The sequence below is a fragment of the Pseudomonas pergaminensis genome, assembly GCF_024112395.2.
In the GTDB taxonomy this organism is placed as follows: domain Bacteria; phylum Pseudomonadota; class Gammaproteobacteria; order Pseudomonadales; family Pseudomonadaceae; genus Aquipseudomonas; species Aquipseudomonas pergaminensis.
Genome location: NZ_CP078013.2, coordinates 1,986,623 through 2,011,922, shown reverse-complemented (window position 1 = coordinate 2,011,922; position 25,300 = coordinate 1,986,623). Strand labels below are relative to the sequence as shown.

Below are 25,300 nucleotides of genomic sequence, written 5' to 3'. Positions count from 1 at the left end.
GCCGCGCGGGCACCCCTCCGAGGTCAGATGAACTGCTTGCGCAGGCGTTGGGACAGCACGTCGATCAAGCTCACCACCACGATGATCACCAGCAGCACCGCGCAGGTTTGTACGAACTGGAAGGCGCGGATGTTTTCCCAGAGGATCACGCCGATCCCGCCCGCGCCGACCATGCCCACCACCGTGGCCGAACGCACGTTGGCTTCGAAGCGGTACAGCGCGTAGCTCACCCACAGCGGCATCACCTGGGGGATCACGCCGTAGATCACTTCCTGCAGGGCACTGGCGCCGGTAGCACGCACGCCTTCCACCGGGCCTGGGTCGATGGCTTCGACGGCTTCGGCAAACAGTTTGGCGAGTACGCCGGTAGTGCTGATCCACAGGGCCAATACGCCGGCGAACGGACCCAGGCCGACCGCAACGACGAACAACATGGCGAACACCATTTCGTTGATGGAGCGGAACGCGTCCATCACCCGGCGCAGCGGTTGGTGTACCCACCAGGGGGTGATGTTGTCGGCGCACAAGATGCCCAGCGGCACCGAGCAGACGATGGCCAGCACCGTGCCCCAGAGGGCGATTTGTACGGTGACGATCATCTCCTTGAGGTAGGAGCGCCATTCGTGGAAGTCGGGCGGGAAGAAGTCGGCGGCGAAGGTCGCCATGTTTCCGGAATCGCGGTACAGCGCCAGCGGGTTCATTTCCGCGCCGTGCCAGGCCCAGGCCAGCAGGACCAGGAACAGGCCCCAGCCGAGGTATTGCGGCCAAGTTCTTTTACCCACTGCTTCAGCGTGCAAGGTAGTCATGGGGCACTCTCAATAACGGTGGGAACTGGATCTCTGTGGGAGCGGGCTTGCTCGCGAATGCGGTGTGTCATTCAATGCATCCGGCGACTGATTCACCGCTTTCGCGAGCAAGCCCGCTCCAACATGAACCTGGTTCCCACAGGGGGTTAGCCGTTGGCTGCGGTCTTTTTGTCGAGCTCGGAGATGCGTTGTTGCAGCTTCGCCAGGTCGGCATCGATGTCGGCGAGCTTCTTGGCCTTGTCAGCCGCTTCCAACTTGTCGTCGGCGCTGATGGTGGTGCGCTGCTTGAACAGCTCCAGCTGGCGGATCGGCAACAGTTGGTCGTCGCTGGAAGGCAGGAACTTGCCCAGCTGCATGTTCTTCAGCACGGCCTTCTCTTCATCGGTGTCGCCGTAGTGGGCGAAGAAGTCGCGGATCTTGGTTTTCTCGCTGTCGCTCAGCGCCTTGCTCCACACCATCGGGTCGGCAGGGATCAGCGGTGATTTCCAGATCACCTTGAGCATCGCGGCCTTGTCCGGCTGGGTCACTTCAAGACGGTCCCAGCTTTCAGTGTTGAAGGTGGCCACGTCCAACTGCCCCTTGGCCACGCTCAACGCGTTGACTTCATGGCTGGAGTTCAACGTGCGCTTGAACGCCGTGGCGGCATCCACGTTGTTCTTGGCGAACACGTAGTAGCCCGGCACCAGGTAGCCCGAGGTGGAGTTCGGGTCGCCGTTGCCGAAGGTCAGGTTCTTGGCATTCTTGAGCATGTCCTCGACGTTGTTGATCGGGCTGTCCTTGCGCACGATCAACACGCTCCAGTAACCGGCGGCACCGTTGGCGGCGGCAGTCTGGGCGAAGATCTCGCCGTTGGAGCGGTCCACCGCTTCCATCGCGGCCTTGTTGCCGAGCCAGGCCACATCGACCTTGTTGAAGCGCATACCCTGAATCAGGCCGGCGTAGTCGGAGGCGAAAGTGGCGTTGATGGTCAGGCCGGTCTTCTTGTGCATGTCATCCAGGAACGGCTGCCAGATGCTCTTGAGGTTCTGCGAAGACTCGGTGGACATGATGCCGAAATTGATGGCTTTGTCGGCCGCATAGGCATTGCCCATGGCGACACTGGCCAACAACGCGGCGGACAGAAACACTTGGCCGATACGGTTCAACATGGACGGGATTCCTGTGGGTCGTGAGTAGGGTTTCAAGCGCGTGCCAGGGCCAGCCGAGGAGTCACGGTGGTGTGGCGGGTGTGGTCGGAAAACATCAGGCTGGTGTCGACGTCGGCACCGTACAAGTCATTGAGAAACTGGCTGCTCATCGCACTGCCCTGCCCGTCGAAATGAATCCGACCGCCCTTGAGCGCCACGGCCCGCGGGCAATAACGCATGGCGTAATCGACTTGATGCAGGGTCACCACCACGGTCTTGCCGTCGCGGCGGTTGATGTCGGCGAGGATCTCCATCACCTTGCGCGCCGACTCCGGGTCGAGGGAGGCGATGGGTTCGTCGGCGAGGATTACCTCGGCGCGCTGGGTCAACGCACGGGCAATCGCCACGCGCTGCTGCTGGCCGCCGGACAAGGTGGACGCACGTTGAGCAGCCAGGTCGGCCAGGCCCACACGTGCCAGGGACTCCAGGGCAAACGCCTTTTCCTCGGCATTGAACAACCCCAGGTTGCCACGCCAGCGCGGCATGCGGCCCAGGCAACCGAGCAGCACGTTGTCGAGCACGCTCAGGCGATTGACCAGGTTGAACTGCTGGAAGATGTAGCCGATGTCTGCGCGCAACCGCCGCACCTTGCCATTCAAGCGCCCACTGGCCTGCACTTCCCGGCCCAACACCTTGACGCTGCCGCCATTGCTCTTGTCGCAACAGGCCAGGCCCGCCAGGTGACGCAACAAGGTGGACTTGCCGGAACCGGAAGCGCCAATCAGCGCGACCATCTCACCTGCGGCAATGGTGAGTTCGAGGTCGACCAATGCGGATTTCTTCGCAAAGGTCTTGTTCAAGTGATCGACATGGATAGCGTGAGTCATGGGCTTCTCTGTCTTGTTTGAACAGCCAGGGGATGGCTGCGGTTGAGTTCAAACGACAGTAGGCGCGGGAGGTGTCAGTGCTATTACTTGCACATGACTGGAGGGGGTCGGCTGGATGAAGGTTTTGTGAAAGGTTGGAAGTGGATCTAAAAGCACACCCCAGCTAAGTAGTGAATGGGCTTTTTTGTGGTGAGCGGGCTTGCTGTGGTGAGCGGGCTTGCCCCGCGCTGGGCTGCGCAGCAGCCCCAGTAAGGCCACCGTGTTCATTCAGGCAGCACCGTCGCTAGGTTCTGGATGGCTCGGGTCGCAAGCAGGTGCTGGCAGTGGTGCAGATGATTGAGATTGCGCAGTTGTTGGTGGATGAAGCGCTGAATCGGGCGTGTCCGGTGGCCTGACAGCCGATGAGGTCTCCTGTGGGAACTGGCTTGTCGGATCGCCGCACCTCTGCGATGGCGGTTTAGCTGCAATTGATTCGGTGCCTGACACGCCGCCATCGCGGGCAAGCCCGGCTCCCACAGGTGATCTTCATTGGATTGGAGATCATGTTTCACAGGCAAGAAAAAGGCGACCCGAAGGTCGCCTTTTGTCATTGTGCGTATTGCTTGCTCAGTCCCGGCGGCACGCCTTGCACGTCGGTCTCTTCCCATGGTCCGTTCGGGCTGATCGAGCGGCTCCAGCCGTTGCTCCAGCGGTAGTAGGTGCGCTGGCGGTAGAAGGTGTCGGGCTGTTCTTCCAGCACATACACCTGCATCTTGCCGTCCCAGTGGCTGGCCGCGCCCGGTGGTGGAGCAAAGGTCGGCGATTTGGTCGGCACGGGTTTCGGTGCTGGAGTCACCGGGCCCGAGGGCTTAGTGCTCGGCTGGGTCGACGGGCCTGACGGTGGGATGGTCGGGCCCGTGGGTGCCGGAGGTGGGCGGTGGACCGCACAAGCGCTCAGCCCCAATACCAGGCTGAGCAAGGTGATGCGTGCAAATGCGGTCATAGGCGTTTCCTCGATTACTTGTCCGGACTGTCGATGGTCAGCTGCTGCACGGCAGTGGTGCTGCTGGCCAAGGGTTGGCTGCGGCCGATCCATTCGCCAGCGGTCGGAACACCGGCCCGGGATATGCGCGCAACCAGTTGGACTTCGGGGAAGTTCGACAGTTTCAACTGCGGCATCATCGCGTCGGCATCGCCCAGTTCGACGGTGATCGGCAGCTCGGCGACAGTGACGCGCTTGGCCGCCAATGGCGCCGGTGGGCCGGAGACCGCGCGGGCGAAGATGAATACGCTGTCAGTGGGCAGGGCTTTGGCCTTCACGTCGGCGCTCAGATCCACCCGAACTTTCATCGCGGCTTTTTGAGGGGCGACGGTGCCGCCGTTTTCTTTCAGCTTCTCAGCTGCGCGATCAATGCCACCTTGCAGGGCTGCACGGGAATTGTCTTCCGGTGGCAGTTGCGCCAACAGCCGGTTCCAGTAGTCGATCGCTTCCTGATAACGCTGGCCTTCAAACGCCGCGATACCGAGCAGGCCGAGGCTGGTGACTTCCTTCGGATCAAGCTTCAACGCCTCGTCCGTCAGCGCCTGCACCTTGGGCGACCACTGTTTGTTGTCGGCGAAATACTGCGCCTGGGCCCACTGGCCGAGCAGTTCCGGCTGGCGACCGGCCAGGGCGACGGTGCGCTCGAACACTTTGGCCGCATCGGCGGAGCGATCCTGGGCCATGTAGGCACGGCCAAGGAAGTACAGGCCTTCCGGCGAATCCGGCTGGGCGGCGGCAGCGCGTTCCAGGCGGTGGGTCATGTCTTCCATGGACACCGGCGGCTGGGAGAATTCGCGGGTCAGTTCAACCTTGTCGCTGGCCCCGTAATGCAGGTACAGCGCAACGCCCAGGACCGGCACCAAAAACGCTGCCAGCAATGGCAGTGGCTTGCCCAGGCGCGATTCGCGGGGTTTCTCCAAGCCTTCCGTGTCAGCCAGCAATTCACGCGCCGCTTCGGCGCGGCCGGTGTCGAGTTGTGCGGCGTTGAGCACGCCTTCGTCCTGCTGCACTTGCAGCTCGGCGACACGTTCCTGGTACAGCGCCACGTTCAACGCGGTGCGGTCCTCTTCACGCTGGGCGCGGCGGCCGCGCAGCACAGGGATCAACAGGAAACTCAGGGCAATCAGAAGCAGCAAGCCGGCTGCGAGCCAGAAATCAATCATCAGTCTTGGTGTCCAGCAATTGGTCGAGGCGTTTACGCTCATCCAGGGACAGCGCGTCGGAACCATCGGTCGGCGCGGCGCGGCGACGGCGCACGATCACCGCCATCACCACCACGCCCGCCAGCAACAGCCCGGCAGGGCCGAACCACAGCAGCGCGGTCTTGCCGGTGAGGGCCGGTTTGTAGCGCACGAAATCACCGTAGCGGTCGACCATGAAGTCGATGATCTGCTGGTTGTCCTTGCCCTCCCCCAGCATGCGGAAAATCTCTTTGCGCAGGTCGGCGGCGATGGGGGCGTTGGAGTCGGCGATGTCCTGGTTCTGGCACTTGGGGCAGCGCAGTTCCTTGGTGAGTTCGCGGAAACGCTCGCGGTCACCGTCCTTGGCGAATTCATAGGTGTCGATGGCGGCGTGGGCCACGCCGGCCAACCCCAGCGCCAGCACCGCAGCGGCTAACAGACGCTTCATGGCTTGGCCTCATCGACCAGCGCCTGGTACTTGGCAGCCAGTTGTTCGCGCCAGACCACCTCGTCGATCACACCGACGTACTTGTCGCGGATCACGCCCTTGGCATCGATAAAGAAGGTTTCCGGAGCGCCGTAGACACCGAGGTTCAGGCCGAGGTTGCCGTCTTCATCGCGGATATCCAGCTGATACGGGTTGTGGAACTCGGCCAGCCATTTCAAGGCTGCGGCGTTGTCGTCCTTGTAGTTGATGCCATAGATCACCACGCCCTTCTCGGCCAGCTTGTTCAACACCGGGTGCTCGACACGGCAGGAGATGCACCAGGTGCCCCACACGTTGACCAGGGCGGGTTTGCCCAGCAGGTCGGCCTGGGTCAGGGTCTTGTCGCCCTGCACCGTTGGCAGGCTGAACGCCGGGAACGGCTTGCCGATCATGGCCGAGGGCAGCTCGGCCGGGTCCAGATAAAGACCGCGATACAGGAACACCGCCACCACCAGAAACATCGCCAGCGGTACCACCATCAACCAACGCTTCATGCCGCTGCTCCCTGCAGGCCGAGGGCTTCACGCACCCGGCTCTTGACCTTGACCCGATAACGCCGGTCCATCGCGGCCAGCAAACCGCCGAAACCGGTGAGCAAGCCGCCGAACCAGATCCAGCGCACAAAGGGTTTCACATGCACCCGCACCGCCCAGGCGCCCTCGCCCAGGGGTTCACCCAGCGCCACATAGAGGTCGCGGGTGAAACCGGCGTCGATACCGGCCTCGGTCATCATCGAACTCTGCATGGTGTACAGGCGTTTTTCCGGGTGCAGCACGGCGATCTCTTTACCGTTGCGGACGACGCGTACCGTGCCTTTGTCTGACGTGAAGTTCGGCCCTTCGAAGTGCTTGGCGCCTTCGAAGATGAAGTGGTAACCGGCCAGGTCCATGGACTCGCCCGGTGCCAGGCGCAAGTCGCGCTCGGCGCTGTTCTGGCTGGAGAGCACCACGCCCAGGGCGCACACGGCGATGCCGATATGGGCGATCTGCATGCCCCAGTAGCTGCGGGTCAGGGTTGGCAGGCCTTTGATCAGGCCTTTGTGGCGGGTCTTGTCGAAGAGGTCGCGCACGCCGGCCAGCAATACCCAGGCGGCGAGCAGGAAGGTGGCGAGCACCGCCCAGTTGAAGTCGCCGTAGGCAAACCCGGCGATCACCGCCAACGCCACGCTGCCGAGCAGCACCGGCATCAGCATGCCGGCCAGCCATTTGACCGGCGTGTCTTTCCAGCGCACCAGCACGCCGACCGCCATCACCACCATCAACAGGCCCATCAATGGGATAAACAACGCGTTGAAGTACGGCGGGCCCACCGACAGCTTGGCGCCGCTCAAGGCGTCCAGCACCAATGGGTACAGGGTGCCGAGCAGGATCATCGACGCGGCCACTACCAGCACCAGGTTATTGCCCAGCAACAGGGTTTCCCGCGACCACAGGTTGAAGCCGACCTGGCTCTTGACCACTGGCGCGCGCAACGCAAACAACGTCAGGGAGCCGCCGACCACAAACAACAGGAAGATCAGGATGAACACGCCGCGCTCAGGGTCGGACGCAAACGCGTGCACCGAGGTCAGCACGCCCGAACGCACAAGGAATGTGCCGAGCAGGCTGAGGGAAAACGCCGCGATGGCCAGCAGCACGGTCCAGCTCTTGAACACGCCGCGTTTTTCGGTGACGGCCAGCGAGTGAATCAGCGCCGTGCCGACCAGCCAGGGCATGAAGGAGGCGTTTTCCACCGGGTCCCAGAACCACCAGCCGCCCCAACCCAGTTCGTAATAGGCCCACCAGGAGCCAAGCGTGATACCAATCCCGAGGAACGCCCAGGCGACGATGGTCCACGGCCGCGACCAGCGCGCCCAGGCCGCATCGAGGCGTCCGCCAAGCAAGGCGGCGATGGCGAAGGCGAAGGCCACCGAGAAACCGACGTAACCCATGTAGAGCATCGGCGGGTGCACGATCAGGCCGATGTCTTGCAGCAGCGGGTTGAGGTCATGCCCGTTCGCCGGGATCTGCGGCAGGATGCGGCTGAACGGGTTGGACGTCATGATCAGGAACAGCAGGAAGCCGATGCTGATCATGCCCATCACCGCCAGCACCCGCGCCAGCATCACTTGCGGCAGTTGGCGCGAGAACACCGACACGGCAAAGGTCCAGCCGCCGAGGATCAACGCCCACAGCAGCAGCGACCCTTCGTGGGCGCCCCACACGGCGCTGAACTTGTAGTACCAGGGCAGCGCGCTGTTGGAGTTATTGGCCACGTAGGCGACGGAAAAGTCGTCGGTCATAAAGGCGTAGGTCAGGCAACCGAACGCGAACAGCAGGAACGCAAACTGGCCCCAGGCAGCCGGCTGCGCCAGGCTCATCCATAAGCGGTCACCGCGCCAGGCGCCGAGCAATGGCACTACGGCCTGGACGATGGCAAAGCACAGGGCGAGGATCATCGCCAACTGGCCCAGCTCAGGAATAAACAGTGCGGACGTCATGGCTTAGCCCTCCTTGGCAGGCGTTGGCGCGGATTGGCCGCTGTCTTTCAGGGCCTTGGTGACTTCCGGCGGCATGTATTTCTCATCGTGCTTGGCCAGCACTTCATCGGCCACCACCACGCCGTCAGCGTTGAGTTTGCCCAAGGCGACGATGCCCTGGCCTTCGCGGAACAAGTCCGGGAGGATGCCGCGATAGGTGATGGTCACGGCCTTGTTGAAGTCAGTGACCACGAAGGTCACGTCGAGGGAATCTCCGGAACGCTTGAGCGAGCCCTTTTCCACCATGCCGCCGGCGCGGATGCGCGTGTCGACCGGCGCTTCGCCATTGGCGATCTGGGTCGGGGTGTAGAACAGGTTGATGTTCTGCTGCAGGGCACTCAAGGCCAGGGCCACGGCAATGCCGACGCCGGCCAGGATGGCAAGGATGATCAACAGACGCTTTCTACGCAGCGGATTCACTTATCGGTCTCCCGGCGCAGACGACGCGCCTCTTGTTGCAGGTAACGCTTGCGGGCCAGGATCGGCGCGGCGACGTTGAGGGCCAGCACCGCCAGGCAGATGCCATAGGCCGTCCAGACATACAGGCCGTGATGGCCCATGGCGAGAAACTCGCTGAAAGAAGCAAAACTCATGCGCGCGCTCCCAGGCTGTTTTGCACTTCGGCCTTGACCCAGCTGGCGCGGGCTTCACGCTTGAGCACTTCGAGGCGCATGCGCAGCAGCAGCACGGCGCCGAAGAAGCAGTAGAACCCCAGCACCATCAGCAGCAGCGGTGCCCACATTTCCACGGGCATTGCCGGTTTTTCGGTGAGGGTGAAGGTGGCGCCCTGGTGCAGGGTGTTCCACCACTCCACCGAGTATTTGATGATCGGGATGTTGATCACGCCAACAATCGCCAGCACCGCACAGGCCTTGGCGGCGCTGTCACGATTGCTGATCGCGTTGCCCAGGGCAATCAGACCGAAGTACAGGAACAGCAGGATCAACATGGACGTTAGTCGTGCATCCCACACCCACCACGAGCCCCAGGTGGGCTTGCCCCAGATCGCGCCGGTGACCAGCGCCACGGCGGTCATCCACGCACCGATGGGCGCGGCGCATTGCAGGGCCACGTCCGCGAGTTTCATCTTCCACACCAGGCCGACGATGCCGCACACCGCCAGCATCACGTAGCAGGACTGGGCCAGCATCGCGGCAGGCACGTGGATATAGATGATGCGAAAGCTGTTGCCTTGCTGGTAGTCCGGCGGCGCGAAGGCCAGGCCCCAGACCAGGCCGATGCCGATCAGCAACACGGCGGCGACGCTCAACCACGGCAGCAGCGTGCCGCTGATGCCATAGAACCATTTGGGCGAGCCGAGCTTATGAAACCAGGTCCAGTTCATTGCTGTTTCCATCACGGTGGCCTCTTGTCTTGGCAAGAAGCTCTCAGGGTCTTTACTGGCTAAGGCATAACGCTTAGCCAGACCTCATTATTCGCCGACGCTGATCTTCAGGCCAGCCGCTATAGCAAAGGGTGTCAGGGTTACCGCCAGGGCGGCCAGGCTGCCAAGCCACAGGAGATAACCAGTCGCCGGCATGCCCATGAGCGCGGCTTGCAAGGCGCCGCTGCCCAGGATCAATACCGGGATGTACAAAGGCAGAATCAGCAGGGCCAACAACAGGCCGCCCCGCTTCAAGCCCACGGTCAGCGCTGCGCCCACCGCCCCCAACAGGCTGAGCACCGGCGTACCGAGCAACAAGGACAGGAGCAACACCGGCAGGCATTCGACGGGCAAGCCCAGCATCATCGCCAGCAGCGGCGAGAGCAAGACTAGCGCCAAGCCGGAAAAAGCCCAGTGTGCCAGTACCTTTGCCAGTACCAGAAGTGGCAAAGGGTGCGACGAAAGGACCCACTGTTCGAGGGAACCGTCTTCGAAATCACTGCGAAACAGCCCGTCCAGCGAGAGCAGGACCGACAAAAGCGCCGCCACCCACACCAGTCCGGGGGACAAGGTTTGCAACAGTTTAGTCTCGGGACCGACCGCCAACGGAAACAACGCGATGACAATCGCAAAGAACACCAGCGGGTTGGCCAGTTCGGCCGGGCGACGGCACAGCAGCCGCGCTTCGCGGGCGACCAGCAGGGCGAAGACGCTCATAGCGACCACCGGCCCAGGTCAAGGTCGCGGTAGCCAGCAGGCATGCGCGCCAAGGTGTGGTGAGTGGTGAGGACGACCAGGCCGCCCTGCTCGCAATGGTGGGCCAGGTGTTCTTCCAGCTGGGCCACGCCTTGTTTGTCGAGGGCGGTGAAGGGTTCGTCGAGAATCCACAGCGGCGGGCCCGGCAGGTACAAACGCGCCAGGGCCACGCGGCGCTGTTGGCCGGCAGACAGGGTGTGACAGGGCACGTCTTCGAAGCCCTTGAGGCCGACAGCGGCCAGGGCCTGCCAGATGGCGTCGCGCGACGCGCGATGATGCAGGGCGCTGAGCCAGCTGAGGTTTTCCTCGGCGGTCAGCACGTCCTTGATGCCGGCAGCGTGGCCAATCCACACAAGATTGCGCGCCAGCTCAGTGCGTTGTTCGTTAAGGGGCTTGCCGTTGAGTCGAACTTCACCGGCGGTCGGCTGCATCAACCCCGCCAGCAGGCGCAGCAAACTGGTCTTGCCGCTGCCGTTGGGGCCGCAGACCTGCACCATGTCGCCGCCCGTCAGCCGCAGTTCGAGGTGCTCGAACAACAGGCGCAGGTCGCGTTCACAGGAGAGCGCTACGGCTTCAAGAAGAGGGCTGGTCAAAAGATCGCGGGCCTTTACGGTTCAAGTCGGCGGTGCAGCGGCCGTTAAAGAGAAATGCACAATAACGGCTTTGGCGACCGATTTTAGAGAGCTGGATCAAATAGTTGTGAGGTTTTTACCGCTCTCTTTGCAGACGGGCGGCATTATACATGTGATGCCCTACTCTAAAGAGGGCAATTTCCCCAGAGACGACGCGCGCGATGACCGGTGAGATCAACCTTCCTACGCTTCCACCCGCCCCGCCAGCCGGGCCTGGCCCTGCGCCCGCAGCCGGTGAGTTGCTGAAACTGCTGGAGCCACAGATCGGCCTGATCGACCCCGGGAAAACCGCGAACGCTGAAGTCATCGCCCTGAAACAAGGCGGTGAAGCCTTCCAGTTACTGCTCAAACTGACCCTTGAAGGCGGTCGTCAGACCCTGGTGCAGGCGAGCAGCCCGCAGCCGCTGCCGCTGGGCAGCAATGTCGCCGTAAGCCAGACGACTGCGGGCAACCTCACCCTGAGCTTGCAACAGGCCTTGAGCGCCAATGTCGCCGCCCTCACCCGCATCGACACCCACCAGATGCCGGTGGGCACGCTGTTGCAAGCCAAAGTGCTGACCACCCAGATGCTGCCCCAGGGCACGGCGCAACCGGCGATCTACCGCTCGCTGGTCACCGTGCTCAACAACGCCCTGGCGGGCGCGACCCTGACCGTGGAAAGCCCGCAACCCCTGCGCGTCGGCAGCTTGCTCAGCGCCGTGGTGCAAAACGCGCAGACCCTGAGCTTTGTGCCGCTGAGCGGGCTCAAGGATCAACTGGCCGTCACCCAGCAACTGTCAACCCAGCAAAGCCGCCAAGGCTCACTGGACGCGGTGTTCACCGCGCTGCAGAACCTGCCCCGTGGCGACAGCACCTCCGCCGACCTGCGCGCCGCCGCCGACCGTCTGCTGGCCGCCTTGCCGGACCTGGCCCAGGTCAGCAATCCCAAGGTGCTGGCGCAAGTCATCCAGAACAGTGGTGCCTTTCTGGAAGCCAAGCTGCTGGCCGGGCAAAACCCGCAGATCCCACCGCTGGACATGAAAGGCGCGCTGCTGCGCCTGGTCGCGGACTTGCTGCCCGCCCTGCCCGCCAGCACCAATATGAATGCCATCCTCGCCGCCAATACCCTGGCCCAGGTGCTTCCCAACTTTGTGCGCAGCCCCCTGAACACCCTCGGCCAAGTCAGCGCCCGGCAGTTGCCTGCCGGATTCCCGCTGCCCGAGCGACTGATGGCGAAGCTCGAAGGCGAAGGCGACCTGGAAAACCTGCTGCGCCTGGCCGCCGGGGCCATCTCGCGGTTGCAGAGCCACCAGCTGTCGAGCCTGGAACAGACCGGCACCACCGCCGACGGCCGCCTGCAGACCACGTGGCAGCTGGAAATCCCGATGCGTACGTTGCAGGACATCGTGCCGCTGCAGGTCAAATTCCAACGCGAAGAACCCGCACCAGACAAAGACCAGCCCGAGCGCAAGGACAAGAAGGACGCCAAGCAAATGCTCTGGCGCGTCGAACTCGCCTTCGACATGGAGCCGTTGGGCCCGTTGCAGGTCCAGGCGCAATTGAGCCAGGGCAAACTGTCCAGCCAGTTGTGGGCTTCCCGGCCTTTTACCGCCAGCTTGATCGAAAGCCACTTGGGCAACCTGCGCGAACGCCTGGTGACCTCCGGCATCAACGTCGGCGACCTCGATTGCCACCTCGGCACACCGCCGCGCGGGCCTAAAACCGGATTGGAGCAACGCTGGGTGGATGAAACCGCATGAAGAATCCGCCGCCACCGCGTCAGGCGATTGCCCTCAAGTACGACGGCCAGCAAGCGCCGACCCTGACGGCCAAAGGCGACGATGCCCTGGCCGAAGCCATCCTTAAACTGGCGCGCGAGAATGAAGTGCCGATCTATGAAAACGCCGAGTTGGTGAAGCTGCTGGCGCGCATGGAGCTGGGCGACAGTATTCCGGAGGAGCTATACCGCACGGTGGCCGAGATCATTGCGTTTGCGTGGACGTTGAAAGGCAAGTTCCCGGTGGGGTATGACCCGGACGCGGGGCCGGTGGAACGCGACGTGACCGAACGCGGCGACGACTACTGACCCACCGACAACACAAAACTAACTGTGGGAGCGGGCTTGCTCGCGAAAGCGGTGGATCAGTCAGCACATTTAGTGGCTGAAACACCGCATTCGCGAGCAAGCCCGCTCCCACATTTTTGATCTGTGTTCAGTTCAGGACTTCACTGAGCGGGATGAAATTGACGGTATCGCCGATCTCCAACGTCGTGCCTTCCAACACCTCCACAAACCCTTGCGCCCACGCCGCACTGCGCAGCACGCCGGAGCTTTGGTTGCGGTAGATGATCGCCTTGCCCTGTTCGATCCGCCCGCGCAGGTACTCACGGCGGTTGCCTGGCTTGGGCCAGTCAAACCCCACCGGCACTTCAACGCGCAGCGGCTCGACGTCTTGCACGCCTTGGCGGCGCAGCAGATAAGGGCGTGCCAGCAGCGCGAAGGTCACCAGCGTCGAAGCCGGGTTGCCCGGCAGGCCGATCACCGGCACGCCACGGAAGTGGCCGAAGGTCAGCGGCTTGCCCGGTTTGATCGCCAGTTTCCACAACGCCAGCTCGCCCTCCTCACGCAGGGCGATGCCGAGGAAGTCCGCCTCGCCCACCGATACACCGCCCGTGGACAGTATCAGGTCGACCGCGCCCAGGCCTGCCAGGCAGTTCCGGGTTTTCTCCAGGTCATCCGGCAGGATGCCCGCGTCGATCACTTCACAGCCCATGCGGGTGAGCCATGAGCACAACACCCGACGGTTGCTGTTGTAGATCTGCCCCGGCCCCAGCGGCAAACCGGGCTCGATCAACTCGTCGCCCGTGGACAGCACAGCCACCCGTGGGCGGCGGATCACGGCGAGGCGGTCATGGCCGAGGGAGGCGGCCAGGCCCAGCTCGATCGGGCCCAGGCGCGTGCCGGCGGTGAGCACTAACTCGCCGACGGTGGTTTCCTGGCCTTGGGGGCGGATGTTCTGGTCGATGTGCAGGGCTTCGGTGAAGCTCACGCGCTCATCGGCGTGCACCACGGCATTTTCCTGCATCTCGACACAGTCGGCACCTTCGGGCACGGGGGCGCCAGTGAAGATGCGCGCGCAGGTGCCGGCGGCCAAGGGTTGTGGCGCCTGGCCGGCGAAGATGCGCTGGCTGACCACCAGAGGTTCACCGGTCCAGTCCGCCAGGCGCACGGCATAACCGTCCATGGCGCTGTTCGGCCACGGCGGCAGGTCGAGGGTGGAGACCAGGTCCTGCGCCAGTATGCGAGCGTCGCAGTCCTCTAGGGCCAAGGTTTCCTGCTCGCGGATCGGCGCGGCCGCGGCCATGGCCAGCAGTTGTTGCAAGGCGTCTTCCACCGGCATCAGGGCGCCGGTCTTGCCGGGCTTACCCACGGGATTCACAAGGCTCGGCCTGTTTCAGGTGCGGCACGAAATTGCACGGGCGGTGACGGTTGTCCAACTGCTCGGCGAGGATCCCGTCCCAGCCGGTACGCACCGCATTGGTAGAGCCCGGCAGGCAGCACACCAGGGTGCCATTGGCCAGGCCGGCCAGGGCGCGGGACTGCACGGTGGAGGTGCCGATGTCGGCCACGGAAATCTGGCGGAACAGTTCGCCAAAGCCGTCGACCTGCTTGTCCAGCAGGCAACTGACCGCCTCGGGGGTGCTGTCGCGGCCGGTGAAGCCGGTGCCGCCGGTGATCAGCACGACTTGCACCACGTCTTCGGCGATCCAGTGGGCGACCTGGGCGCGGATCTTATAGAGGTCGTCCTTGAGCAGCACGCGCTCGGCCAGGTGGTGGCCGGCGGCGGTGAGGCGGTCGACGAAGACCTGGCCGGAGGTATCGGTTTCGAGGGTGCGGGTGTCACTGACGGTCAGTACAGCGATGTTCAGGGGTACGAAGGGCGCATCTGCCTTGGCTTTCATGGCACGGTCCGGTTGTCGAAGGAACAGCCCGATGTTATATCACAGGCCCCTATTTACCTGCCGCAGCGGAACCGCCATGTCGACTGATTATTCACCCCTGCCCTGCTCGATCCTGCTGCTGTCGGGTGGGCGCGGCCAGCGCATGGGCGGGCAGGACAAAGGCTTGCTGGAGTGGCGCGGGCAACCTTTGATCGCGCACTTGCAGCGCCTGGTGCGCCCGCTGACAGACGATCTGATCATCTCGTGCAACCGTAATCATGACCGGTACGCACCGTATGCCGACCAACTGGTGAGCGATGACAGCCCGGACTTTCCCGGCCCGCTCGCGGGTATCCGTGCGGGGCTCGCCGCCGCGCGTCATGGGCACTTGCTGATATTGCCGTGCGACGTGCCGCAGATCGACGCCCGACTGCTCGCCGAACTGCGTGAGACCGCAGGACGCAACCCTCGGTGGCCGGTAATGGTGCGCCATGGTGAGTTCTGGGAACCGCTGATCTGCATCGTGCCGACCGCCCTGCGGGACGCGGTGGATAGCGCCTGGCACGCGGGCGAACGCAGCCCGCGCAAGATCTTCTTGCAACACGGCGGCGTGGGCCTGGAGTGCCCGGCGAATGACCCGCGCCTGGCCAACCTTAATACGCCGGAGCTGTTACAGACGCCGTCGGGCGTGTCAGAATGAACCTCGCACAAGGAACTTTGTCGACGCCGTACGCGTCACAAGGTCAGCTATTTAAAAGAATTCTCTCGGAGACGAACTCATGACTCAACGGACCATCGCCGCTCTCATGCTTGCACTGGGCCTCGCCACCCTCGCCGGTTGCGCCTCGCCAACAGTGATCACCCTGAATGACGGTCGCGAAATCCAGGCCGTCGACACCCCGAAATACAACGAAGATTCGGGTTTCTACGAATTCGAACAACTTGACGGCAAGCGCACCCGCATCAACAAAGATCAGGTTCGCACCGTTAAAGACCTGTAAATCTTAGCGCTTGCCAACAAGGCCCGCCTCGCGCGGGCCTTGTTGTTTCTGGCGGTTACCAGTCGAGGGTGATCTGGCTGCGAAAGCTGCGTTCGACACCTGTGACCGGGTCGATAAACCGCACGCCCTGGGCCAACAGCTTCAGCGGGTTGGCATAGTCGTCCACGGCATCCTTGATCACATCGGGGTAGAACGGATCATTACAGATACTCGCGCCGAGTGCGGTCATGTGCACGCGCAACTGGTGCTTCTTGCCGGTGACGGGGAACAGGCCGTAGCGCCATAGATCGCCGTTCTTTTCCCGCACGTCCACAGCCGTTTCGGTGTTCGCGGCACCGGCGCCTTCCTGCATACGAAAGAACGGCTCGCCATCCACCAGGCGGCTTTTATGCACCAGGGGGAACGTCAGGCCTGGCAGGGCCGGCGCGATGGCTTCATAGAACTTATCGATCTGGCGTGTGGGAAACAGTTGCTGATAAGCCGAGCGGCTGGCCGGGTTGGCCGAGAACAGCACCAGCCCCGCCGTATGCCGGTCGATGCGGTGCAAAGGCACCAGTGACGGGTTGTCCAGACGGCGAATCAAGCGGCGCAGCAGGGTTTGCTCGACGTACTCCCCGGCCGGCGTCACGGGCAAAAAATGCGGTTTGTCGGCGACGACGAGATGCTCGTCGGCATACAGGATGGTTTCCTGCACCGGGATGGCTTTCTCGTTGGGCACTTCGCGGAAGTAATAAATACACAGGCCTTCCTTGTAGGCCAGGTCCAGGCTGATCGGGCTGCCGTTGATGTCCAGCACCCGGCCCCGGGCGATGCGGTCCAACCAGTGTTCACGGCCAATCGCCGGGAAGTGCTCGCACAGGCAATCGAGCACCGTCGCCCAAGGGCCGGGCGGCAGGTACAAGGTGCTGGCTTGGTGCTGGGACGCTGAAAAACCGGATGTGGACATGGATGTGCTCGAAGCCTGGAAAAAACAGGCTGGCATTATCCCGCATGCAGCGGGATTGAGCCTAGGGCGGATCTCAGGCCTTGGCCAACTCCGCCCGCAGGAGCTTCGAGGCACTGGCGGCCTCGGTGAACTCCTTGAGCCAGCGCAGCACGTCCACCGCTTCCCAGCGGCCTGGATCGTACAACGCGTACAACAAGCCCTGATACCCCACCACGTCCAGCTGCTTGTGGTAACCGGCACGCTGGAACAATGCCTCGATCTCGGCAAAGCAGGTATTGAAATGCACTTTGTTGAACGGCGTCTTGCCTTCCGTGACCAGGCCATCGAGGCGCAGCTCATTCACCGCGTCGCGCACAACGTCGGCGGACATGCGATTGACGCTGCTTTTTAGTTGTTCGACATTCACCACGGGCGTTCCCTCAATTCAATCGCTGTACAAACATACAGTAACTTAATATTTGGAAACCTGCCATCGCATAACACTCAACGAAGGAAGGTCACGACCTGTTGTGTGTCAAAAGGCCAATCCAGTTCCGCCCCGGTGTCCACCCGGCGAAGCACCGGAATCCGCAGGCCGTAGGCCACGGTCAGGTCGTCGGGATCGGTGATATCCACCAGCTCCACCAACAACCCGTGTTCGACCAACGGCATGATTTCAGCCTCGGCAATCTCACAAAGATGGCAACCCAGGGTGCCGAATAACTGGCATTCAGGAAGCATGGCGATTGGACCTGGTCAGAAAGTAGGCCAACATTCTAAGCCCGCTGGCGGCATGAAGCCCACCACCACAAAAACCCTGACCCAGGTCACCATGGCCTATAACTGATTCAGCGATTCTCGCGGCTTTTTGCCTGCCCCTTTGCAACGGAGATGCGTGTGTTTGCCAACCTGCTGATCATTCTGGCCTCATCCCTGGTGGTGATTGCGCTGTTTCGCCGGCTGCAGTTGCCGCCCGTGCTGGGCTACCTGTGTGTCGGCCTGGCCGTGGGGCCCACTGCGCTGGACTGGGTGAATGACAGCGAAGAGCTGCCCGACCTTGCCGAACTGGGCGTGGTGTTCCTGCTGTTTTCCCTGGGCCTGGAGTTTTCCCTGACGAAGATGCTCGCCCTGCGCCGCGTGGTGTTTGGCCTGGGCAGCTTGCAGGTGCTGGGTTGCGGTCTAGTCCTGGGGCTGTTGTTGATGATGCTGGGTGTCGCGCCGGGCATCGCCTTGATGTTGGGTGCCGGGCTGGCCTTGTCATCCACGGCCATCGTCAGCAAGGAGTTGACCAGCCTGGGGGAGATCTTCAGCAGCCATGGCCAGAATGCTATTGGCGTATTGCTGTTCCAGGATGTGGTGGCGGTGCTGCTGCTGACCCTGGTGCCGGTGTTTGCCGGCACCGGCGAGCAAGCCTGGTATTGGGCGTTGCCACTGACCCTGGGCAAGACCGTGGTGCTGTTTGTCGGCCTGCTGCTCGCCAGCCGTTGGTTGTTGCCGCGTTTGTTCCATGAGGTTGCCGCGTCCCATTCGGCGGAGCTGTTTGTGCTGCTGGCGCTGGTGATTGTGTTGCTCACCGCCTGGCTCACGCACCTGCTGGGACTGTCCCCTGCCCTCGGTGCGTTCCTGGCCGGCATGCTGCTGGGAGAAAGCCACTACCGCCATCAGATCGAGGCGGACATCCGTCCGTTTCGCGACATCTTGCTGGGGCTGTTTTTCGTCAGCATCGGCATGCTCATCGACCTGCAGCTGTTTGTCAGCCATAGCCTGCTGATCCTCGGCCTCACCCTCACGCTGATGCTGGTCAAAGGCTGCGTGGTGGCCGCGCTGGTCAAACTGCGCGGCAGCGACAGCGAGACCGCCTGGCGCAGTGGCCTGGCCCTGGCCCAGGGCGGCGAGTTTTGCTTTGCGTTGATGGCGCAGATGCAGCAGAGCCGGTTGATCCCCGACGAATTCAACGGTTTGCTACTCGCTGCCACCTTCTGTTCGATGCTGCTCACGCCCCTGCTGTTACGCGCCGCCCCAGGCATCGCCCTGCGCCTGCACCGCAAGCCCAACCAGCAAGTGCAGTTGGAAGAAATCACCGCGCTGAACGCCGAGCTACGCGGGCACGCAGTGATCTGCGGCTATGGCCGCGTCGGCCAATCCATCGGACGTTTTCTGCGCAAGGAGCAACAGGCGTTTATCGCCCTGGATGACGACCCGGAACGGGTGCAGGAAGCGGCCACCGAGGACAGCAGCGTGCATTATGGCGATTGTCGGCGTGGCGCCCTGCTCAGTGCGGTCGGCCTGGAACGTGCGCGGCTGGTGGTGATTGCCGTGGACAACAGTGATGTCGCCCTGGCGGTGCTTAAAGAGGCACGCCGGATCAACACCGAGGTGCCGATCCTGGTGCGCACCCGCGACGACAGCCAGCTCGCCGAGCTGAAAGCCGCAGGCGCCAGCGAAGTGGTGCCCGAGCTGCTGGAGTCGAGCCTGATGCTCGCCTCCCACGCGTTGATCCTGCTGGGCCTGCCGGACCAGCAGGTACAGGCGCGGGTCGATGAGGTGCGACAGAACCGCTATCGCCTGCTGCACGGTTTTTACCGGCAGGCAGACGAGCCGATCAATCCTGACTGACCGCACCGATCTTGTGGATCGACAGGTCCGCGCCGTAATACTCCTCTTCCTGGCTCAAGCGCAGCCCGTATACGCGCTTGATCACGCCATACACCACCAGGCCGCCGACCAGCGCCACCAGCACGCCAAGGGCCGTGCCGATCAACTGGCTGATCAGGCTCACGCCGCCCAGGCCACCCAGGGCGGTCTGGCCGAAAATGCCGCAGGCAATGCCGCCCCACACGCCACACAAGCCGTGCAACGGCCACACACCGAGTACATCGTCGATCTTCCAGCGATCCTGGGCGGCGATGAAGAACCACACAAACAGACCGCCCGCGACGGCCCCGGTGACCAGCGCGCCCACCGGGTGCATCAGGTCGGAACCGGCGCAGATCGCCACCAACCCCGCCAACGGGCCGTTGTGCAGGAAGCCAGGGTCGTTGCGGCCGATGATCAGGGCCGCGACGGTGCCGCCGACCATCGCCATCAGCGAGTTGACGGCCACCAGGCCGCTGACGCCGTTCAAGGTCTGCGCGCTCATTACGTTGAAGCCGAACCAGCCGACGATCAAAATCCACGAGCCCAGCGCCAGGAATGGAATGCTCGACGGCGCAAACGCCACCAGGCGCCCTTCGCGGTAGCGCCCGTTGCGCGGGCCGAGCAACAACACTGCCGCCAGGGCCAGCCAACCACCCATGGCATGGACCACCACGGAACCGGCGAAATCATGGAAGCTGGCCCCGAAGGTCGCGAGCAGCCAGGCCTGCAGGCCGAAGTTGCCGTTCCACACCATGCCTTCGAAAAAAGGGTAGATAAACGCCACGATCAATGCGGTGGCGCAGAGCTGTGGTGCAAACCGCGCGCGCTCCGCAATCCCACCGGAAATAATCGCCGGGATCGCTGCCGCGAAGGTCAGCAGGAAGAAGAACTTCACCAGGCCATAACCGTGGTCGGCACTGATGACCGCCGCCGGTTGCATGAAGCTCACCCCGTAGGAGATCCAATAGCCTATAAAGAAATAGGCCAGGGTCGAGATGGCGAAGTCGCTGAGGATCTTGGACAGGGCGTTGACCTGGTTCTTTTGGCGCACCGTGCCGACTTCCAGGAACGCGAAGCCGGCGTGCATGGCCAGGACCATGACCGCACCGATCAGGATAAACAGGGTGTTGGAGCTGTGGACAAGCGTGTCCACCGCACTTTGCAAATTTTCCATGGAGGTTGGCAGGCCTGCAATAAAGGCAAAAAGCACCAAAGCGGTTCAAGCCGGGGTTGCGCGCACTAAATTGGCTCCACCGGTCCCACCCCTTTTCAGAGGGTGTGAACCGCTTTAGCGCAGCGATCAACACGACAGGCCGTTGCCGACAGGGTTTTTCCGCGAGTTTCAGTTATTTAGGGTAAGGTTTTTCAAGGCATTGCCCAGGGCCGCCCGGATTCAGCGCAGGCCCAGGGGCCTGCGCACCAAGGCAAAGCAAAAGCTGTACCACACAATTGAACTGAACCTTCACCGACGCCGGTGACTCGAAAACAGACGTACACGATCAGCCAATCACGGAGATAACCATGGCCAGAAGAACTGCAAAGACTGCTCAAGAAATACTGATGGCGGATTTTCAAACCCTGGTGACTGATACCGAAAGGTTGCTGGACGACACCAAAGTGCTCGCTGGTGACCAGGCCGATGAGCTGCGCGCCAAGATCCACGACACCCTGCTCCAGGCCCGCGAAACCCTCAAGCAGACGGAAGATTCCCTGCGCGAACGCGGCCAGGCGGCCGTCACCGCGACTGAAGATTACGTGCAGGCCAACCCTTGGCAGTCGGTCGGCATTGCCGCCGGCGTGGGCTTTCTGATCGGCCTGCTGGCTACAAGGCGCTAAATCATGTCTATCGGCGAAACTGGCTCGTCCACAGGGACAACCTCTAGGCGTCTGGGCGCGGCCGTGTTGGGCTTGCTGCACAGTCACGTCGAATTGTTTGGCATCGAATTGCAGGAACAGAAGGCTCGCACCGTCAGCCTGCTGCTGTTTGCCGGCCTGGCGCTGGTGTTTGCGCTGCTGTTGCTGGTGGGGCTGTCGACGCTGGTGATGATCCTGGTATGGGACACCGGCTATCGCCTGACCGGGATCATCTGCCTCTGCGTGTTCTACACCCTGGCCGCAGCGTTTTGCGGGGTGCGCTTGAAAGCGGCGGTGTTCGATGAATCCACGCCGTTCCACGCCACCCTCGAAGAGCTGGCCAACGACCGGGAGCGCCTGTTGCCATGAGCATGACTGAAATGCCTCAAAACACGTCGCGGCGCGAAATGCGCAAGGCGCTGATTCGCCTGCGCATGGAAATGCACCGTCAGGAGATCCGCCACGAGTCCCAGCAATTGATGCTGCCTTTGAACAAGGTGCGCACCATGGGGCAGAGCTGGCAGGACGGCCTGGGCATCAAGCACGCGCCGCTGTGGGGCGTGGCCGCCGTGACGCTGATGGGTTTCTTCACCGGCAAAGGTGCCAAGGGTGGCGGTATCGGTAGCCTGACACGCCTGGTGCGCCTGGGTGCCGGCTTGATCCCGCTGATCAAACTGGCCATGCAGGGCACTTCGCGTAAAAGTTGAGGCTGGCTGGCTGCATTCTTGCTAACAGAATCGGCCCGGCCCTCGTTTTCGAGGGCCGGGCCTTTTTTCGCCACCTCTCTTAAGGAGGCCCCGTGATCGACGGGCAACCGCTCGCCTGCTTCCAGCCGTTTATCGACACCGCCACCGGCCGCATCGCCGGCGTCGAGGCCCTGGGCCGTCTGCGCCAGGCTGACGGCCGCCTGCAGTCCGTGGGCCCATTGTTCGCAGACCCGCGCACGCCAGGCGTGGCCTTGCGCCGTCTCGACCGGCAGTTGCGCGACAATGCGCTGAGCCGCCTGCATGAAGCCCCCGAAGACTGGTTCCTGAGCCTGAACATCTCGCCGCGCTGGATCAACCGCCTGCGCCCGGGCCAAGCCCTGCCGAGCCTGAAGCAGATTCACAGCCATGGCGTCGACCCGCGACGCATTGTGTTCGAGATCACCGAACTGGGTGGCGACATCCAGCGCCTGTCGGACGTGGTGGTGCGTTATCGCGAAGCTGGTGCGCGCATCGCCATTGACGACTTTGGCGCCGGCTATTCCCAACTCGATCGGGTACTGGCGTTGCAGCCGGACATTCTCAAGCTGGACATGCGCTTGTTTCAGGACGCGGCTCGGGGCGGGCCAAGCAGCGAAGTGGTGCGTGCGCTGGCGCAGATGGCGGAGAAGACCGGGTGCTGGATCATTGCCGAGGGCGTGGAGACCGAAGCGCAGTTGAGCTTCGCCCTGGAGTGTGGCTCGCGTTATGTGCAGGGCTATCTGTTCGCCCAGGCGCAGCTCGAATGGTTCGCCACCGACGCCTTCGTGCCGCGCTTCGCCCAATTGCGCACCGCGTACGTCCAGCAAAAACTGGCTGAGCGCGGGCGCATTATGCAACTGCGCCAGCAGTTGGCCGAACTGATGAAGATCCTGCAAACCTGGGCCCAGGCACAGGCGCCTCTGAACCAGCTGCCGCCGTTGCAGGCCTTTCCCTGGCTGCTGCGCTTCTACCAGTGCGACCGACACGGCACGCAACTGACGCCCAACTTCGAATGGCGCCAGGACGCCTGGCAAGCCGACAGCCGTTACCTGGGCCACAACTGGTCGTGGCGTCCGTATTTCTATCACCTGCTGGCCGAAGGGTGGGAGGAGCGACGCTTGACCCTGTCCTCGACCTACCGCGACGCGACCACCAACCAGTACTGCCTCACCGCCGGACAATTCTTCAATAACGGTCAGCGTTTGCTGTTAATCGATATAGACGCCGTCGGGCTGTAGATTTTTGCTTGCCCAGGCGGCACTGAACCGGGAAGCTGGGAGGGTCATTCACCGCACGGAGAGTACCCGCCTTGGATTGGCCCACCCTGCTGACTCGCGAACGTCTTGGCAAGCCGCTGCACAGCCCGGAAGAACTGGGACGTAGCCCGTTTCACAAAGACCATGACCGTATTATCTTCTCCGGTGCATTCCGCCGCCTGGGGCGCAAGACCCAAGTGCACCCGGTCTCCAGCAACGACCACATCCACACGCGCCTGACCCACTCCCTGGAAGTCAGCTGTGTGGGACGCTCCCTCGGCATGCGCGTCGGCGAAACCCTGCGCAGCGCCCTGCCCGACTGGTGCGACCCGAGCGACCTGGGCATGGTGGTGCAATCGGCCTGCCTGGCCCATGACATCGGCAACCCGCCGTTCGGACATTCCGGCGAAGATGCCATCCGTCATTGGTTCCAGCAGGCCGCAGGGCGCGGCTGGCTGGATGACATGAGCAGTGCCGAGCGTAATGATTTCCTCAACTTCGAAGGCAACGCCCAGGGCTTTCGCGTGCTCACCCAGCTGGAATACCACCAGTTCGACGGCGGTACCCGGCTGACCTACGCGACCTTGGGCACTTACCTGAAATACCCTTGGACCGCTCGCCACGCGGACTCCCTGGGCTATAAGAAACACAAGTTCGGCTGTTACCAGAGCGAGTTGCCGATCCTTGAGCAGATCGCCCACAAGCTTGGCCTGCCGCAACTCGAAGAACAGCGCTGGGCGCGGCATCCGCTGGTGTACCTGATGGAAGCGGCGGACGACATCTGCTATGCCCTGATCGACCTGGAAGATGGCCTGGAAATGGAGTTGCTGGAGTACGCCGAAGTCGAGTCGCTGCTGCTTAACCTGGTGGGCGATGACCTGCCCCAGACCTATCGCCAACTCGGTGCCCAGGACTCGCGTCGACGCAAACTGGCGATCCTGCGCGGCAAGGCGATCGAGCATTTGACCAACGCGGCGGCAAGCGCCTTCGTCGAGCAACAGGACGCCCTGCTGGCCGGCACCCTGCCCGGCGATCTGGTGGAGCACATGCATGGCCCGGCCAAACGCTGCGTCCTGGATGCCAAGGACATGGCGCGCAAAAAGATCTTCCAGGACAAGCGCAAGACCCTGCATGAGATCGGCGCCTACACCACCCTGGAAATCCTGTTGAATGCCTTTTGCGGTGCGGCCCTTGAGCAGCACGGCGGGCGTACGCCGTCGTTCAAGAACCGGCGCATTCTCGACCTGCTGGGCAACAACGCACCGAACCCTCAGTGGCCGCTGCACGCCTCGTTCCTGCGCATGATCGACTTTATCGCGGGCATGACCGACAGCTATGCCACCGAAATGGCGCGGGAAATGACCGGGCGTTCCAGCCCTCAATAACGAACACGATCAAGCTGCCTGTTGCCTGAAAGGAATAGACCTACGAAGGGAACAGAGTGGCCTGATCGAATTCGCACAAACACCCGATGAATAATCACGCACGCTCAGGGCGACCCAGGCGAACTGTTCCTACGCGCCCCCCCCATTGACGCTTGACTCATCGTGTGCAGCCAATGCCCAGTTACCCGCTCCGTATCCTGTTGGTAGAGGATCATCCCTTTCAACTCCTCGCCACTCAGTGCCTGCTCAGGAGCTTCGGCTTCGCACGGCTGACCACCGCCGAAAACGCCGAGCAGGCCATCTGCCTGATGTCCAAGGCCGAGGCGCCCTTCGACATCATCCTGTGCGACCAATGCCTGCCCGACCTGCCGGGCCTCGAGCTGATTGACATCGCCAATCGCCGACGCTTCACCACCACCGCCATCCTACTGAGCGGATTGCCTGCGGCAGAACTCGCCAGCCTGATCGCCCAAGCCGCGGAGCGCGGTCTGCCGCTGCTTGGCTATTTATCCAAGCCGTTGAACAAGGACGAACTTGCGCGTTTGATCTGCCCATTACTCAGGCTGAAGATGTAGGACTTTAAACATTACCACCTGGAAAAGATGCCTATGCAGTGCCAGTTAGTTCCAGGCCACCTGCTTTTAACTTATTCAATTTAAATCCACTGCTGTATCGCTTCACAATGCCTTAGCAACTGGTAGGCCTTTGCCTTTTTTAATGTAGGAATTTTCCTGTTTTATATCTACTCCTGCCCAAGCTCATGCTCCTGCCTTCTCTTCTGAGCTAATGTGCCCGCT

At 62.6% G+C, this 25,300-nt stretch carries 31 protein-coding genes; 12 read left to right on the top strand and 19 right to left on the bottom strand.

Features of this window, described 5'->3' with window-relative positions; translation table 11 throughout:
- Positions 1-23: 23 nt before the first annotated feature.
- The 3 genes from phnE to phnC all read right to left on the bottom strand — a co-directional run bounded on the left by phnE (position 24) and on the right by phnC (position 2,820).
- Positions 24-806: a phosphonate ABC transporter, permease protein PhnE gene (gene phnE, locus KUA23_RS09225; protein ID WP_058427920.1), complete on the bottom strand. Its 783-nt coding sequence runs from the start codon at positions 804-806 to the stop codon at positions 24-26.
- Positions 807-952: 146 nt separating this feature from the next.
- A complete protein-coding gene (gene phnD / locus KUA23_RS09220; protein WP_100491203.1) occupies positions 953-1,954 on the bottom strand; it encodes a phosphonate ABC transporter substrate-binding protein in 1,002 nt (333 codons plus the stop codon).
- Positions 1,955-1,986: 32 nt separating this feature from the next.
- Positions 1,987-2,820 carry a phosphonate ABC transporter ATP-binding protein gene (gene phnC, locus KUA23_RS09215; RefSeq protein WP_100491204.1) on the bottom strand — a complete coding sequence of 278 codons (834 nt, stop codon included), beginning with the start codon at positions 2,818-2,820 and terminating at the stop codon, positions 1,987-1,989.
- A 290-nt stretch (positions 2,821-3,110) separates the two neighbouring features.
- Here phnC and KUA23_RS30245 point away from each other — a divergent pair, with 290 nt between their 5' ends.
- On the top strand, positions 3,111-3,215 hold the full coding sequence (locus KUA23_RS30245) for a DUF6124 family protein (RefSeq protein ID WP_410896875.1): 105 nt from the start codon (positions 3,111-3,113) through the stop codon (positions 3,213-3,215).
- Positions 3,216-3,406: 191 nt separating this feature from the next.
- Here KUA23_RS30245 and KUA23_RS09210 read toward each other — a convergent pair whose 3' ends face one another.
- The 10 genes from KUA23_RS09210 to ccmA form a co-directional block, all read right to left on the bottom strand.
- The gene (locus tag KUA23_RS09210) at positions 3,407-3,802 is read right to left on the bottom strand and encodes a hypothetical protein (RefSeq protein ID WP_028615689.1); all 396 of its coding nucleotides are present in this window, start codon (positions 3,800-3,802) and stop codon (positions 3,407-3,409) included.
- 14 nt (positions 3,803-3,816) lie between these two features.
- Positions 3,817-5,004, bottom strand: coding sequence for a c-type cytochrome biogenesis protein CcmI (gene ccmI, locus KUA23_RS09205; RefSeq protein WP_078047593.1), 1,188 nt, complete (start codon positions 5,002-5,004; stop codon positions 3,817-3,819).
- The gene (locus tag KUA23_RS09200; RefSeq protein WP_078047592.1) at positions 4,997-5,470 is read right to left on the bottom strand and encodes a cytochrome c-type biogenesis protein; all 474 of its coding nucleotides are present in this window, start codon (positions 5,468-5,470) and stop codon (positions 4,997-4,999) included. The genes ccmI and KUA23_RS09200 overlap by 8 nt, the downstream gene beginning before the upstream one ends.
- Positions 5,467-6,003, bottom strand: a complete 537-nt coding sequence (locus KUA23_RS09195) for a DsbE family thiol:disulfide interchange protein (protein WP_016978490.1) — start codon at positions 6,001-6,003, stop codon at positions 5,467-5,469. The genes KUA23_RS09200 and KUA23_RS09195 overlap by 4 nt, the downstream gene beginning before the upstream one ends.
- Positions 6,000-7,988 carry a heme lyase CcmF/NrfE family subunit gene (locus tag KUA23_RS09190; protein WP_252993804.1) on the bottom strand — a complete coding sequence of 663 codons (1,989 nt, stop codon included), beginning with the start codon at positions 7,986-7,988 and terminating at the stop codon, positions 6,000-6,002. Before KUA23_RS09190 ends, KUA23_RS09195 begins: the two co-directional genes overlap by 4 nt.
- 3 nt (positions 7,989-7,991) lie before the next feature.
- The gene (gene ccmE / locus KUA23_RS09185) at positions 7,992-8,447 is read right to left on the bottom strand and encodes a cytochrome c maturation protein CcmE (protein ID WP_078047589.1); all 456 of its coding nucleotides are present in this window, start codon (positions 8,445-8,447) and stop codon (positions 7,992-7,994) included.
- Positions 8,444-8,620, bottom strand: a complete 177-nt coding sequence (ccmD, locus tag KUA23_RS09180; RefSeq protein ID WP_010211791.1) for a heme exporter protein CcmD — start codon at positions 8,618-8,620, stop codon at positions 8,444-8,446. Before ccmD ends, ccmE begins: the two co-directional genes overlap by 4 nt.
- A complete protein-coding gene (locus tag KUA23_RS09175; protein ID WP_252993803.1) occupies positions 8,617-9,372 on the bottom strand; it encodes a heme ABC transporter permease in 756 nt (251 codons plus the stop codon). Before KUA23_RS09175 ends, ccmD begins: the two co-directional genes overlap by 4 nt.
- Positions 9,373-9,459: 87 nt before the next feature.
- Positions 9,460-10,128 carry a heme exporter protein CcmB gene (gene ccmB, locus KUA23_RS09170; RefSeq protein WP_025857894.1) on the bottom strand — a complete coding sequence of 223 codons (669 nt, stop codon included), beginning with the start codon at positions 10,126-10,128 and terminating at the stop codon, positions 9,460-9,462.
- Entirely contained in the window at positions 10,125-10,760 is a 636-nt protein-coding gene (ccmA, locus tag KUA23_RS09165; protein WP_252993802.1) for a cytochrome c biogenesis heme-transporting ATPase CcmA, read from the bottom strand. Before ccmA ends, ccmB begins: the two co-directional genes overlap by 4 nt.
- 200 nt (positions 10,761-10,960) lie before the next feature.
- On the opposite strand from ccmA, the gene fliK reads away from it, so the two are divergent.
- Both fliK and KUA23_RS09155 read left to right on the top strand, forming a co-directional pair.
- Positions 10,961-12,538, top strand: a complete 1,578-nt coding sequence (gene fliK / locus KUA23_RS09160) for a flagellar hook-length control protein FliK (protein ID WP_078047585.1) — start codon at positions 10,961-10,963, stop codon at positions 12,536-12,538.
- Positions 12,535-12,864, top strand: coding sequence for an EscU/YscU/HrcU family type III secretion system export apparatus switch protein (locus tag KUA23_RS09155; protein WP_078047584.1), 330 nt, complete (start codon positions 12,535-12,537; stop codon positions 12,862-12,864). The genes fliK and KUA23_RS09155 overlap by 4 nt, the downstream gene beginning before the upstream one ends.
- 127 nt (positions 12,865-12,991) lie before the next feature.
- On the opposite strand, the gene KUA23_RS09150 is transcribed toward KUA23_RS09155, so the two are convergent.
- Complete coding sequence (locus tag KUA23_RS09150) at positions 12,992-14,218, bottom strand: molybdopterin molybdotransferase MoeA (protein WP_252993801.1); 1,227 nt, start codon at positions 14,216-14,218, stop codon at positions 12,992-12,994.
- The gene (gene moaB, locus KUA23_RS09145) at positions 14,202-14,741 is read right to left on the bottom strand and encodes a molybdenum cofactor biosynthesis protein B (protein WP_032892684.1); all 540 of its coding nucleotides are present in this window, start codon (positions 14,739-14,741) and stop codon (positions 14,202-14,204) included. The genes KUA23_RS09150 and moaB overlap by 17 nt, the downstream gene beginning before the upstream one ends.
- 76 nt (positions 14,742-14,817) lie before the next feature.
- Here moaB and mobA point away from each other — a divergent pair, with 76 nt between their 5' ends.
- Positions 14,818-15,420, top strand: coding sequence for a molybdenum cofactor guanylyltransferase MobA (gene mobA, locus KUA23_RS09140; protein ID WP_252993800.1), 603 nt, complete (start codon positions 14,818-14,820; stop codon positions 15,418-15,420).
- A gap of 79 nt (positions 15,421-15,499) precedes the next feature.
- Positions 15,500-15,721, top strand: a complete 222-nt coding sequence (locus KUA23_RS09135; protein ID WP_010211805.1) for a YgdI/YgdR family lipoprotein — start codon at positions 15,500-15,502, stop codon at positions 15,719-15,721.
- 55 nt (positions 15,722-15,776) lie between these two features.
- Here the strand turns inward: KUA23_RS09135 and KUA23_RS09130 are convergent, their stop codons facing one another.
- The 3 genes from KUA23_RS09130 to KUA23_RS09120 form a co-directional block, all read right to left on the bottom strand.
- Entirely contained in the window at positions 15,777-16,667 is an 891-nt protein-coding gene (locus KUA23_RS09130) for a pseudouridine synthase (protein ID WP_100491207.1), read from the bottom strand.
- A 73-nt stretch (positions 16,668-16,740) separates the two neighbouring features.
- A complete protein-coding gene (locus KUA23_RS09125) occupies positions 16,741-17,076 on the bottom strand; it encodes a transcriptional regulator (RefSeq protein ID WP_078047580.1) in 336 nt (111 codons plus the stop codon).
- A gap of 74 nt (positions 17,077-17,150) precedes the next feature.
- Positions 17,151-17,387, bottom strand: coding sequence for a glutaredoxin family protein (locus KUA23_RS09120; protein WP_078047579.1), 237 nt, complete (start codon positions 17,385-17,387; stop codon positions 17,151-17,153).
- Positions 17,388-17,537: 150 nt separating this feature from the next.
- Between KUA23_RS09120 and KUA23_RS09115 the strand changes: the two genes are divergently transcribed.
- Entirely contained in the window at positions 17,538-19,262 is a 1,725-nt protein-coding gene (locus KUA23_RS09115) for a cation:proton antiporter (protein WP_100491208.1), read from the top strand.
- On the opposite strand, the gene KUA23_RS09110 is transcribed toward KUA23_RS09115, so the two are convergent.
- Positions 19,249-20,457 (bottom strand): ammonium transporter, encoded by a 1,209-nt coding sequence (locus tag KUA23_RS09110; protein ID WP_078050887.1) that lies wholly within the window; start codon positions 20,455-20,457, stop codon positions 19,249-19,251. The genes KUA23_RS09115 and KUA23_RS09110 overlap by 14 nt on opposite strands.
- Before the next feature lie 347 nt (positions 20,458-20,804).
- On the opposite strand from KUA23_RS09110, the gene KUA23_RS09105 reads away from it, so the two are divergent.
- The 6 genes from KUA23_RS09105 to KUA23_RS09080 all read left to right on the top strand — a co-directional run bounded on the left by KUA23_RS09105 (position 20,805) and on the right by KUA23_RS09080 (position 25,078).
- On the top strand, positions 20,805-21,119 hold the full coding sequence (locus tag KUA23_RS09105; protein WP_012723021.1) for an ElaB/YgaM/YqjD family protein: 315 nt from the start codon (positions 20,805-20,807) through the stop codon (positions 21,117-21,119).
- A 3-nt stretch (positions 21,120-21,122) separates the two neighbouring features.
- On the top strand, positions 21,123-21,506 hold the full coding sequence (locus KUA23_RS09100; RefSeq protein ID WP_033901397.1) for a phage holin family protein: 384 nt from the start codon (positions 21,123-21,125) through the stop codon (positions 21,504-21,506).
- Positions 21,503-21,844 carry a hypothetical protein gene (locus KUA23_RS09095; protein ID WP_078047577.1) on the top strand — a complete coding sequence of 114 codons (342 nt, stop codon included), beginning with the start codon at positions 21,503-21,505 and terminating at the stop codon, positions 21,842-21,844. The genes KUA23_RS09100 and KUA23_RS09095 overlap by 4 nt, the downstream gene beginning before the upstream one ends.
- Positions 21,845-21,936: 92 nt before the next feature.
- Entirely contained in the window at positions 21,937-23,100 is a 1,164-nt protein-coding gene (locus KUA23_RS09090; RefSeq protein ID WP_078047576.1) for an EAL domain-containing protein, read from the top strand.
- 71 nt (positions 23,101-23,171) lie between these two features.
- On the top strand, positions 23,172-24,503 hold the full coding sequence (locus KUA23_RS09085) for a deoxyguanosinetriphosphate triphosphohydrolase (RefSeq protein WP_099492409.1): 1,332 nt from the start codon (positions 23,172-23,174) through the stop codon (positions 24,501-24,503).
- Positions 24,504-24,676: 173 nt separating this feature from the next.
- Positions 24,677-25,078, top strand: coding sequence for a response regulator (locus KUA23_RS09080; RefSeq protein WP_078047574.1), 402 nt, complete (start codon positions 24,677-24,679; stop codon positions 25,076-25,078).
- Positions 25,079-25,300: the final 222 nt, after the last annotated feature.